Origin of the sequence: Cytobacillus sp. BC1816 (assembly GCF_051353635.1) — a bacterium.
Taxonomy (GTDB): Bacteria; Bacillota; Bacilli; order Bacillales; family Cytobacillaceae; genus Cytobacillus; species Cytobacillus oceanisediminis_C.
In genome coordinates, this window is record NZ_CP195611.1 from 4977901 (window position 1) to 4990492 (window position 12592).

Annotated in this window: 10 protein-coding genes; 1 reads left to right on the forward strand and 9 read right to left on the reverse strand. The window is 43.5% G+C overall.

The window, feature by feature from the left end:
- Positions 1 to 42 precede the first annotated feature (42 nt).
- From ACR42H_RS25075 to ACR42H_RS25095, 5 genes are all read right to left on the reverse strand, one after another.
- On the reverse strand, positions 43 to 1470 hold the full coding sequence (locus ACR42H_RS25075; RefSeq protein WP_436373970.1) for an amidase: 1428 nt from the start codon (positions 1468 to 1470) through the stop codon (positions 43 to 45).
- Positions 1471 to 1555: 85 nt separating this feature from the next.
- Positions 1556 to 2269, reverse strand: coding sequence for a small-conductance mechanosensitive channel (locus tag ACR42H_RS25080; protein ID WP_436373972.1), 714 nt, complete (start codon positions 2267 to 2269; stop codon positions 1556 to 1558).
- Positions 2270 to 2284: 15 nt separating this feature from the next.
- Positions 2285 to 2992 carry a DUF5058 family protein gene (locus ACR42H_RS25085; RefSeq protein WP_436373973.1) on the reverse strand — a complete coding sequence of 236 codons (708 nt, stop codon included), beginning with the start codon at positions 2990 to 2992 and terminating at the stop codon, positions 2285 to 2287.
- Between the two features lie 20 nt (positions 2993 to 3012).
- On the reverse strand, positions 3013 to 4227 hold the full coding sequence (locus ACR42H_RS25090; protein WP_436373975.1) for a M20 family metallopeptidase: 1215 nt from the start codon (positions 4225 to 4227) through the stop codon (positions 3013 to 3015).
- A gap of 81 nt (positions 4228 to 4308) precedes the next feature.
- On the reverse strand, positions 4309 to 5565 hold the full coding sequence (locus tag ACR42H_RS25095; RefSeq protein ID WP_436373977.1) for a Zn-dependent hydrolase: 1257 nt from the start codon (positions 5563 to 5565) through the stop codon (positions 4309 to 4311).
- Positions 5566 to 5797: 232 nt separating this feature from the next.
- Between ACR42H_RS25095 and ACR42H_RS25100 the strand changes: the two genes are divergently transcribed.
- On the forward strand, positions 5798 to 7186 hold the full coding sequence (locus ACR42H_RS25100; protein WP_436373979.1) for a sigma-54 interaction domain-containing protein: 1389 nt from the start codon (positions 5798 to 5800) through the stop codon (positions 7184 to 7186).
- A gap of 125 nt (positions 7187 to 7311) precedes the next feature.
- Here the strand turns inward: ACR42H_RS25100 and ACR42H_RS25105 are convergent, their stop codons facing one another.
- From ACR42H_RS25105 to ACR42H_RS25120, 4 genes are all read right to left on the reverse strand, one after another.
- Positions 7312 to 7668 carry an STAS/SEC14 domain-containing protein gene (locus ACR42H_RS25105; RefSeq protein WP_436373981.1) on the reverse strand — a complete coding sequence of 119 codons (357 nt, stop codon included), beginning with the start codon at positions 7666 to 7668 and terminating at the stop codon, positions 7312 to 7314.
- Positions 7669 to 7932: 264 nt separating this feature from the next.
- Positions 7933 to 8823, reverse strand: a complete 891-nt coding sequence (locus ACR42H_RS25110) for an acyl-ACP desaturase (protein ID WP_436373982.1) — start codon at positions 8821 to 8823, stop codon at positions 7933 to 7935.
- Positions 8824 to 9376: 553 nt separating this feature from the next.
- Positions 9377 to 10426 carry a LacI family DNA-binding transcriptional regulator gene (locus ACR42H_RS25115; RefSeq protein WP_113882255.1) on the reverse strand — a complete coding sequence of 350 codons (1050 nt, stop codon included), beginning with the start codon at positions 10424 to 10426 and terminating at the stop codon, positions 9377 to 9379.
- 37 nt (positions 10427 to 10463) lie between these two features.
- Complete coding sequence (locus tag ACR42H_RS25120; protein WP_436377073.1) at positions 10464 to 12587, reverse strand: ADP-ribosylglycohydrolase family protein; 2124 nt, start codon at positions 12585 to 12587, stop codon at positions 10464 to 10466.
- Between the last annotated feature and the right edge of the window lie 5 nt (positions 12588 to 12592).

Below are 12592 nucleotides of genomic sequence, written 5' to 3' on the forward strand. Positions count from 1 at the left end.
AATATACAGAGCTGCTCCCCATGAGGAAGCAGCTCCAACTCTTTATATCGTCTGTTCAATAGCAATTTGCGGTCGCCTTTTTCCGTACCCTGTAGCCTGTTCGAAGGCACGGCCGATTCTTAGGACCTCAAAGTCAGCTCTGGGCGGTCCGACAATTTGCAGGCCAATCGGGATGCCTGCTGCAGTAAATCCGCTCGGGATGGAGACAGATGGGTTACCTGCTGCGGAAATGTAATAGCAGGACCTCATCCAGTCAATGTAACTTTCCATCTTCACTCCATCGATTTCTGTTGGATATTCAATATTCACATCAAATGCTGTAACCTGGCTCACTGGGAGGATCAGCGCATCATATTGTTTAAAAAATTCACTTATACGGTTATATAAAATCGCCCGGAGCCGCTCGGCACGCCCCACTTCCGGACCGCTCAGGCTTCTCCCCTTTTCAATATTCCAGATGACACTCGGTTTAATCATTTCCCGGAATCGGTCAAAGATTTCGGAATAAGAAAGCTCGAACTCCCATGCTCGGAGCACCTGGAAAACTTCGTCTGCTTCCTTTAAATCCGGGCATGCTTCATCCACTATGCAATCTAGGCCCTCAAAGACTTTTACCTGTTCTTCAAGGTTGCTTCTTACCTCCGGATCGATTGGAAGAAGGCCTCCAAAATCAGCTGAATAAGCAATGCGCAGGCCCTTTATATCAGACTGAGCCTGCTCAAGAAACCTGGAGCCTGGCTCCTCAATGGCAAGGGGGGACCGGCCATCAGGTCCGGCAATTACTGATAGCATAAAAAGAGCGTCATCTACATTGCGTGTTATCGGGCCCTGCACAGCCAGAGGCGAGTAGAGCGCCGTTCTGGAAAATGGAATACGCCCTGGGGAGGGCCTCAGCCCAACCACATTGTTAAAGCAGGCAGGATTTCGCAAGGATCCTCCCATATCACTTCCATCCGCAAAAGGGATCATTCCGCTTGCCACTGCAGCCGCTGCTCCCCCGCTGCTGCCGCCTGCTGTTTTGCTTAGATCATAAGGGTTTCTGGTAGCACCAAACAGCTCATTGAAGGTATGAGAGCCTGCTGCAAATTCCGGAACATTTGTTTTTCCAATCACGATGGCTCCTGCTTTTCGCAGCCTTTCAACAATCAGGTCATCCGCACTTGGATAATGGTCCCGGAAAATCAAGGATCCGCTTGTTGCGGGAAAACCAACAGCATTGTGAGTATCCTTAATAGCGATCGGGAGTCCGTGGAAAGGGCCGGACGGCTTGCCTGCATCAAGGATTTTATCCGCCTTGTCTGCTTCCTTTAGCGCCAATTCCTCATTAAGAGACACGATTGCATTTACCTTCGGATTTACCCGCTGAATTTGTGCCAGGTGTGCTTCCATCACTTCCCGGACGGATAAATCCCGGTCTTGAATTATCCTGGCAAGATCACGCGCAGAATTAAAACAAAGATCTTTCTCCATATCAATAACCGCTCCCCAATATTCATATTTGACTCAGAAAATCCCTCTCCCATCCTTAATCGAAGGGGATTACAGCCGTGAAAGCTTACTCCGGCACACCGCTTTTTGATTTTTCAATAAAGAGAACGACAATAATGGTAATGGCTACACAAAGAACGATTTTGATCAAGCTGAAAATCGGCGCAAACAGCACAGCCATACCGATTACGAAAGCAACCAATCCATACAGAGGCTTTTTAAGGGCGAATTGCCCTAAAACCCCTCCGTAAATTGCAGGCAGAATAAATTGAAGGGCATTTTGAACGGATTGCGGGATGATAGTCAGGATATACGAACCGCTTAACACAACCGCAATGATAATGACAATGTTTGTTAAGGAAGCGACAGCAATTCCCAGCGTACCAGCAACCTCTGCTTTTTTTGTACCGGGCTCTGCTCCAATCGACTCCTGAGCGGCAGCTGAACACGGAAGGCACATATTGGCGATATTACCGGTCAAAAACGCAATATAGGTTCCGGATTTCCCAAGTACCGGATAATAAGTAATGGGCTCGAGAAACCACATGATCCCGATAAAAGCTGCATATCCGATCAATCCCCCTGCAATGGCTCCCCAGCCTGGATGGTAGCCCAGTATGAATGAAAAATAGATCGGCGGCACCAATGACATTACAATCAGCATCCAAAGAGTGGTTTGCCCCCAAAAATCGGCCTTGCCATGGAATCCCTGCATGCTCATGGTTGTTTCTCTTACTTCAATCTTCGCTTCCGTTACTCCAGCTTTCGTCGGTACTGACATAGTACATCCCCTTTCCTAAATAAGTGTTGTCAGATAGCTGATAGTCAATGCGATGACAAGTGAAATGCCCAGCGCCCATTCCTGCAGCCAGCGGATTTCCCGTTTTTTTGCAAATGTAAGAATAACCATCATCGATACGCCTGCAGCTATGGCAGCAATCGTCTCACTATAACCCTTCACCATTTGCTGACTGGCAAGGTAAGCAAATGCTCCGAGCATTGCAGCTGTCGACACGATGGTCATCATTTTGGCATTTGTGCTGACAATTTTCTTTTCCACTTTCCCCAGAGATTTTGTCGCAAGAGCAGTAAAAATCAGCCAGCCTGTCCCCCCAAGGCACATGGTCCAAACAACAGTCGTAAATGCCTCCAAACCAAAAGTAGGGGAATTCAGTTCTACACCATATGCATTTGCCCCAATACCAGCTGCGGTCAATTCAGTTGCAGCTGAGCCTATGATTCCTATCCTCATTAATGTGAACGGACCGCCAAGGACGGCAATAAGAGAGATAATGACCACTGCAATTCCAAAAGAAGGTCCTAAACTGCTGATAAATCCTGTTCTCAAAGCCCTTTTTGTTTCATCCTTTGTCATACCGATGTTTGGGGCGGTCTGGGAAGCGATCCGGATGAAAATCAGAGCCTGAAAAATAACGATGGCTACAACTATACCGGCAAAAATCCATACCGGAGTGCTATTGGCAAACCTTAAAACATCATCCATATCCATGACCTCCTATTTTTTCAATTAGACTGAACTTTAGCAGGCTTGCGTTCAGCAGCGGCTTCATCAGACAGATAATCGAACACTGCGGAAATAAACACTTTCCCAATATCAATCATGGAACGTTCATCCACATCAAAGCGTGGATGGTGATGCGGAAATTCCTCAATTCCTTCTGAATTTCCTCCAACAAAGAAGAAGGTTCCGGGAACCTTTTGCAGATAATATGCAAAATCCTCCATGCCCATTTGCGCCGGCATGTGAATGACATTTTCTTCGCCCACAATCTTTCCGGCCAGCCTTTCAATCCTTTTTGTTTCATCGGGATGATTTTTTACAGCCGGATAGCCTCTGACATATTCATACTTGGCGGTTGCCCCTACAGCCTTACAGGTCGAGTGGGCCATTTCCCCAATCAGGCTTTCAATCATGCTGCGGACATCTTCATCAAACGTCCGGACTGTTCCGGTAATCCTGGCTTTGTCTGGAATGACATTAAACCCGGTGCCGCTGTTAAAAGCAGCTACAGACACGACTGCTGTTTTCACAGGATCCACCTTCCTTGCCACAACCTGCTGAAGATTTGAAATGAGCTGGCTTCCTGCTGCAATTGGATCAACAGTCAAATGCGGCGTCGCAGCATGTCCGCCCTTTCCAAATATATTAATCTCAAAGGTATCTCCCGCTGCCATGGCATCGCCTTCCCTTACTCCGATCGTGCCTGTCCGATTCGTGGACCAGACATGAGCACCATAGATGACGTCAGCTCCATCAAGACAACCGTCTTCAATCATCGACTTCGCTCCGCCTGGAATCACTTCTTCTGCAAATTGGTGAATAAACAGGACATTTCCTTCCAGCTGATCTTTCACTTCTGATAATATTTTGGCCACACCCAGGAGAGCTGCGGTATGAACATCATGTCCGCAAGCATGCATAACCCCCGGAATTCGGGATTTGTATTCCACTTCGTTTTCTTCCTGAATCGGAAGAGCATCAAAATCCGCACGCAATGCAACCGTCTTCCCAGGCTTACCGCCCTTCAATAATCCTGTTACCCCTCTGCCGCCAACGTTCCTTTTCACTTCCAATCCCAGCTTTTCAAGAAAGCTTGCCACTTTCTCAGGAGTATTCACCTCATGATGGGACAGCTCCGGATACATGTGAAGATCCCTTCTAAAACTCACCATCTCCGGATAAATCTCCTGTAATCTTTCAAAAAGCTTTTCTGACATTTTTTTCATCCCCTTAATAATATTTAATATTACGAATTATCTGTAAAATAAAAAACGTAAAAAGAGAGAAAAGCAGGCATTCTAGATCTTCTGCTTTTCCGTTTTTTTGCATGCCAGCTTTCTCACGACATTCAGCAATAAATCACAGCCTTCCTTAATGTCTTTTTCACTTGTATACTCCTCAGGGCAATGGCTTTTTCCTCCCTTGCTCGGTATAAAAATCATACCTATATCAGTCAATCCGCTTAACATTGCAGTATCATGTACAGCACCGCTATTCAGCTTTAAATGATCAAATCCCTTCTCGATTGCCGTTTCCTCAATCTTTTCAATAAGCCGGGAAGAAAGCTCAACTGTGCTGGATTTGCCAACCAGCTCGATCGTGCTTTTTAACGAGAACTCATCAGACACCTCTTCTACCTTTTGGGCAAGCTTCCCGGAAACAATCTTAACTCCCTTAGCTTCAACATCTCTGATATCTACATAGAATTCGACTTTTTGAGGAATCACGTTTGGAATATTTGGCCTGCACTCTATTTTCCCGACTGTCGCCACTGTTGATGGCAATGCATCATATTTAGCCATTTTTCGAACTTGGGAGATGATTTCAGCTGCACCAGCCAATGGGTCTGATCTTAAGTCCATTGGAGTGGTCCCTGCATGATTCGAATCTCCCTCAATTGTCACCTTATACGTTCTCATACCGGCAATAGCCTGGACAATTCCAATTGATTTTTGCTGGCTTTCGAGTATTTGCCCCTGTTCGATATGCAGCTCAATCATGGCGTCTATTTCCCCTCTTTGGAGAATATCTCTTTCTGCCTGATCAATTTCAAGGCCAAAATCTTTAGCTGTTTCGTAAACAGATTTTCCCTCTGAATTCTTGATTGCCTTTAATTCTTCCAAATTATATTTTCCGGCAAACACTTTACTGCCAAGCATGGTTATGCCGAAATTGGAGCCTTCTTCTTCTGCGAAGCTTACCAATTCAATTGGCTGCTGCAATTCTTCCTTCTCTTCTTTTAATACTCTTATAATTTCCAGTGCTGCTAATACACCCGTTAACCCGTCATATTTCCCTCCATTTTTCACCGTATCGTGATGGGAACCAATCATAATGGAAGGCCTATTCAGTTCTTTTCCGTATGTAGCCCTGATATTTCCGATGGCATCAACCTTTATGTCCATCCCCAGCTCCACCATGCGGGCAAAAAGATATTCTCTGACTCTACGATCCTCTTTACTGTACGAGAATCTCGTACAGCCATTGCCCGGCGTGCTGGTAAAGCCTATTATGTTTTCAAAATCGTTCATCAGCCGGCTGAGATTAATCTCCAACCAAACTCCCCCTTTTTATTAAAATGGTTTTTACTCTGGCATTGCTCATGATGCCAATGGTATAATTTTTAGAAAATTAAAAATGGTTATTTAACTTCATCTTGCAAGAAGCGTGCCAGCTTCATTCCATTGATTATCACTGTGTTTATAGGTCTGTCCTATTATTTGTGATGAAAAAAGTCATCAAGTGCTGATGAATTTGGTCATCAACCGAAATGAAGCGGGGGTTTTTATGAAGAGAAATCAGCTGGAAACATATAAGCAAGCCTTTGAAGATTTAAATTTTATACTGGACATTACCCATAGCGCGATCACCATTACCAATGGAGAAGGGATATTTACGAGACTCAGCAAATCCTGTGAAAGAATTTTTGGCGTACCGGAATCTGAACTCATTGGAAAAAACGCCTTTTTACTTGAAAAACAAGGGTTTTTCAGCACATCGGTAACCTGTGAAGTGATCCGCAAGCAAAGAAGGGTCACGATCATACAGAAAACAGCTGCCAATAAAACGGTCCTGGTAACCGGCACTCCCTTCTTTAATAAGGACAAAAAAATCGAAAAGATTATCAATATATCTAAAGACATCACAGAAACCAATAAGCTGGCATCGGACCTAAAAAGGCTTCAGGCAGAACATGAGTGGCTGAAACAGGAATTAATGAAGCGTACCCGGATGGAGCGCGGCAAGGTTGCCTCTGAAAGCCCAGGCATGAAAAATATCATTGAGCTTGTTCATCATATCTCCAATATGGACGCAACCGTTTTGTTATTGGGAGAAACCGGTGTCGGCAAAGGATATATGGCTAATATGATCCACTCTGTCAGCAATCGCAAAGACCGGCCCTTTATCTCCATCAATTGCGGGGCCATACCTGAAAACCTGCTCGAATCAGAGCTCTTTGGTTATGAAAAGGGGGCGTTCACAGGTGCGCTAAAGGATGGGAAAAAAGGGCTGTTTGAAACTGCCGGCAGCGGCACCATTTTCCTGGATGAAATCGGGGACATGCCTGTGAGCCTGCAGGTGAAGCTTCTGCATGTTCTGGATGACCGTACTGTAAGAAGAATCGGGGGAACGGCATCATTTAAAGTAGACTGCAGAATCATTGCAGCCACCAATAAGAATATTAAAGAGCTTGTGAGGGCCGGCCAATTCCGGGAGGACCTCTTTTACAGGCTGAACGTTGTACCCATTACGATCCCTTCATTAAGAGAACGTAAGGAAGACCTGCTTTTCCTCGCCAATATGTTCCTTGACAGCATGAATAATAAATATAAGATGAAAAAGACCTTTTCCGAAGAAGCCATCAGGGCGCTATATGATTACAACTACCCCGGAAATATTAGAGAACTGCAAAATATGATTGAAAGACTGGTCATTAACACTCTCGGGGATACGATCGAAGCCGAAAAAATCCGCGAAATGACCGAAGCCTCAAGTCCCAACACCCAAAGCGAAGAAATCACCCCCCTGAAGGAAGCCGTGGAGCAATTAGAAAGGAATATGCTATTAACCGCTTTCCAAAAGTATAAAACCACCAGAAGAGTGGCCGAAGCCTTAAAGATTGACCAATCGACGGTTGTAAAAAAGGCCAAGAAACTGAAAGTGCATGAACGATAGAGTCTCGGGCATTAATTGTTTTGGATGCACACAAAAGGCCGGCTCAATTGAAACCGGCCCTTTTGACATTTCCTTATTTCATTTCCGGATTGCAAACCGAATCCATCAAATGTAAGGATAACTCCTCACTCTTTAATCCAAGTCCATGCTTCCTCAAGCTGATGGCCTTCAAAGTATTCAACTTTAATGCCAGGCAGGTAGTCTGTAAGCTTCGATACAGTTCCTATCCAGTCTTTGTCACTGACAACAGCGAATTTATTAAACTGTTTCCATCTTTTTATATCAAATTCCATTCCTTCCGTGGCACCTTGGAAAGTGGTTCCGTCTACATCAGTCATAATGGCCAGAATATTGAACTTCTGGTCATCTTTAAAATTTTCTCTCACGTATTGATCCAGTTTTTCAGCATCTTCCTTGGTTGCATTGCCATTAAAAGCGATGGCGATAGTAGAAGGAGAGCGGGATTCTATGAATTGAAGCATATTCATTACCTCCAGGTTGTTTTATTGAGGTAATTTCCCGATTCATAGGAATGAAAAACTATCGGCGCGGAGTTTTTTATTGGAAATAGGGTACTATTTGCAGGTTTTTGCTCTCTATTTGCAAGACTGTTATTCTATTTGCAGAATTGAATACTTTATTTGCAAGATTTGCCTTCTATTTGCAGATTGGAAAACTCTATTTGCAGCGTTCACAATTCGGTACTTTTCAAACAAAAATAGAACCAGCCTCGCCGGTTCTACAAATTATTTCTTGCCGTAAAACCGATCTCTCACCCTTTTTAGGCGAGCATGATAGTTTAGGATATCAAGTCTTGCTTTCTCTGCTTCCGGTGCAATCGGTCTCAGCTTTTCTATTTCCCAATACTCTATAATGACATCCAGGACCTGATCAAAATATTCAAGCGGGCCATAATTGGCCTCTTTTGCGATGATAGCCATCCGATCTTCAAAGTCCGGCATGACAGCACCAGGCATTTTAAAGTTCATGATGACATTCCCCAGGTAGTAGCAATAATTAGGTTCTAATTGCAGATGATATTTAATAACGTCCCTGTAAAAAGTATAATGCAGAGTCTCATCTTTGGCCAAACGCCTCAGCAAGCTGGACAAATCCTTATCATGAGGCCCTGCCACCTTTGCCACATTATAGTAAAATACCATGGTGGCCAGTTCCTGCATGGAGGTATAAACCATCGTTTCAAATGGCGTATGGAAATCAGGATTCCAGCCATTTTCCACTGTTTGCTTATGAAGCTGGTGAAGTCTGCCCGGATGGACATTACGCGTGATTAATAGATAGGTTTCAAGCAGATTGGAGTGCTGATCCTCTTCCGCTGTCCAGGTATGCACAAATTCCTTAATGACTGTCAATGAACCTTTAAATGTCTGGTCCAAATAAGAGGTGAACCATGGAAGATTCACTTCTGTTAAAAGCGCTGTCTCCACAGCCGTAATGACGGACTCCGGAAGTGTCACCTGACTCTCATCCCAGGGAACACGGCGGAAATCCTGCGCTTTATCCCATGGGAGAAATTCGTGATAACCCCAGTCTATTTTTTCAGCACGTTTTTTATGCTCTTCATACAATTCCCTTACCTTAGGCTCAAGACGAAAATCGAGATGATTTGTTAACAAGTTTAGACCTCCATTACAAATGGTTTACCATTTCAGTATTTATAACTAACTATTATGACCTAGTAATAAGTTAACTATATCACATAAGCCCTTAAATTAACTAATTAAAAGTCGAATTTTCAGGAAATTAGGACTTTAAACACTACTCCCTCCCGAGCAATCGACTGCATTCACTTCAATATAGGAGACATCTGCAAAACACTACACTTTTCAGAATGTATGATAAGTACAATTAAAAAGCATTTTTGGGGATTAAGAGATTTACTCATGCATCCTGCAGACGCTTTTACTGCAACAGAAAAAACCGCCGATAGAATCAGCGGTCTAATAATTTTTAAATTTCCAAATAAGCTTATTAATCCATTCTTAAGAAAATACCTCAGATCCCCGCAAAAATTTCTGCATATTATCCGAGAATATCTCCACAAATGAGGAGAGATTAGATGCATGAATTGCATTGCTTTGTGTAGTGAAAAAGTCGTTTTAATCGATAAACCTTAAAAAGCGTTATGGATAGAATAAATAAAGAAAAGCTTTCCTACACTTTTTAGATTCATCTATATTTCCCAAACCCAAGTGTAGATTGTCTTGTAACAAGACGAATATCCAGCGAGGTTTCATCCAGGATCGATTTATCGTTCTCTAATCCCTCAATTTTACGAATAAGTTTGTTAGTGGATACGACCCCGATGTCATAAATGGGCTGTTCAACTGTACTAATTTCCGGTTCCACCATTTCGGTTAGTTTGATTCCGTCAAAGCCAATTATGGCCACTTCCTTTGGAACTTGATAGCCCATTAGTTTAAGAGCTTTGAGACAGCCGATCGCCATTAAATCATTGCCCAAGAATATTCCATCGACATCCTTATGCTGGTTCATAAGGATTTGTGTCAGCAGCTTGCCGCTTTCCAGCGTAAAGTCTCCTTCATAAACGATGACCGAATCCTCCGGTGAAGTTCTTCCATCCCTAACGGCCCTATCAGTGACTGTCTCCACATATCCGCGTTTCCGTTCAGAAGATGGAGGGTACGACTTCGGCCCGCTGATATGAGCAATCTTCTTGCAGCCTACCTCAATCAAGTGTTCAACAGCCAGCTTGGCACCTTTATAATTATCTAATCCAATCGAGTCAAAGGTGTTATTTTCAGCTGCCCGGTCAATTCTTACAAACGGTATTTTTAATTTTTCAATAGCCTTTATGACCTTTTCGCTCATTTCAAACGATGCCAGAATAAAACCATCGACATATCGGTTTTGAAGCTGAGTCCAAAAATGATTATCGTCCATATCCCCGACTTGTGTATTTACTAAGATGATGCTATAACCCTTTGATTTCGCCACTTCTTCAATTGCCACGACGAGTTCAGGAAAAAATGGGTTTGTTATATCAGGGATAATCAGAGCAATCGTCCGGGTTTTCTTTTTCGCTAATCCTCTTGCGATTTCATTTGGATGATAGTTTAGGCGCTCCATCACTTCCCGAATCTTCATCTCCGCTTTTTTACTGATATATCCATTATTATTTAAATACCTGGATACTGTTGCTACGGATACCCCTGCCTCCCTTGCAACATCTCGAATCGTTGTTTGTTTCTCTCTCAATAAAAGTTCTCCTTTAAAAGGATTTTTCTGTTTTTAGCTATTCGTTCGTTTCTTTTACATGGAAACGATGGACTTTTGTTTCCCCTTTTTCAAGCAGGCCAAAGCCAATCATTCCATATGCACTTCCCAAGCCATCGAAATCCAGGATTAGCTCGCCATTGATTTCGACCTGAACAGCAGTTCCCTTGCTGACAGCTTTAAAATCATATATAGCTTCAGGTTTCCATCCATATGGAACTGTTTTTAAACGCTTAAAACCAAAATTATTTTCTATTAGCGAGACCTGATTGTTACCATCAAATCCTGCCCAATAATAACGTTCTGTTCCAATTGCTCTAAGAATAACCCCGTGGCTTTTACCAGAAACAGGCTGAAAGCTTATTTCCAGTTCAAGGTCACGGCCATAATAGTTCCCTGTAAAGGAAGAAGCATCTTCCTCACCTGCAGCAGCCTTTATGAAACCATCTTCCAGTGCCCATTCACCACGGTGGTGAGCAAAAGGTGTTACACATTTGAATTCCACGGATTGTTTGGCAAAATCGATGGAGTAATCTGCATTCCCAAAGATTCGAAACTCGCCGATGTAAAACTTTCCAAATGAACGGTTATCTGCAGGAGAAGGGCTCTCGACAATAAAGCCAACCTCGTCAATCAATGCACCATCAGTTTCTGGTATCACAAATTCAATATCAAGCCACTGCTGATGGCTTAATGTGACGGGGGCCAGCTTTAAGTCTTCCTTTGTAATACTATTGCGGATGTAAGGAGTCAAATAAACATCCGCCCCGCCTTGCCATTTATCCATAAAAACCTTTGCAGAAACCCTTTGTCCGCTGTATGCAGTAGGTGCAAAAGTCGGCTTATATTTTTCATCGTTGAACTCTTCACGGCGATAAAATGGCTTGTAAAATACTTTACTTGAATCGCCTTCTATAAATCTGTCAAAAAGAACGGACAATGAACCTCGGGCTTCCTCAATCCCTACATCACTACATGGACGCAATAGCGTCTTAAAGCCATTATTCGTCTTAAGACCATGAGTTGATCCCGGCAAGGTAAAATCTAAGTATACTTCACTGTTTCGAACGCTTTCCGCCAATCGTTGAGGAGCTTCCAGCCCATTCACTTGATAGCCAAGAACGGCAAGCTCCTTACAGAAGGTCGGGATATCCAGCACATTCAAGTAGCCAGACACGCTAGATGTCGCGATCATATCGTTAATTGGCTTACGATAGTGTCCTGGAATTCCATCAAGCCCGGCGAAAACTCCTGCGATGGTTCCAACATTTCCTGCATTACAATCCGTATCCCAGCTGCACATAGTAGCGATTTCAACTGTTCGGGCCAAATCCCCCTTTCCATACATTAGGGCAAGGGCACATACCCCGGCATTGGGGATGATATGGCATACTCCAGTGTACTTGTCATAGCCCCACTCTTTTTCTAAATACTGACGGCACTTTCTGAAATCCTCTTCCTCAGGGTGCTTCTGATAAAAATCAATCACAGCTTTCACGACAGCATAATACGTGGAATCTTTTGGAATCACGGACAATCCTGCTTCGATAATATCATCAATACTTTTAGCTGAAAAGGCTTTCGAAATACACGCTGCCATAAAACGGGCCCCGTATAGCCCATTTTTATCATGAGACACACTTGCGGCTATCTCTGCATATTCAGCTGCCTTTTGAATATTATCCGGGAACAGCAATCCCCATGTATCGATAAAAATCTGCCCCCCAATCTGCTCAGCCATAATAATGCCGTTGACTTCTGCCGAACCAGACTGTGGTGCAGGGATACCCTTTTTAAGATTCAAATAAGCCGTGTGCTCTGTGCTGATCTGGTCTCCACCCCACCAAAACATACCGATTCCTTCACGCGAATAGTTTAACCACGCTCTTGCAACATCCTGTGGTGTCAGTTCCCGCCCGCGTGCGTCATCAATTAATGCCCGGATAAAATAAACCGGGCCATTTGCATCATCATCTGCAGAAAAGGTTTTATAATCCTTCACATACCCTCGAATATCACCATGAATTTCTAGTATTTTTTCATATGACCATTCATTTGGCTCCAATGGTGCACCAAGCCGGATTCCCACATTCATTCCTAAGAAACCGGCATACACCTTTTCTAAATAGTTTTCAGGTAACAATATAT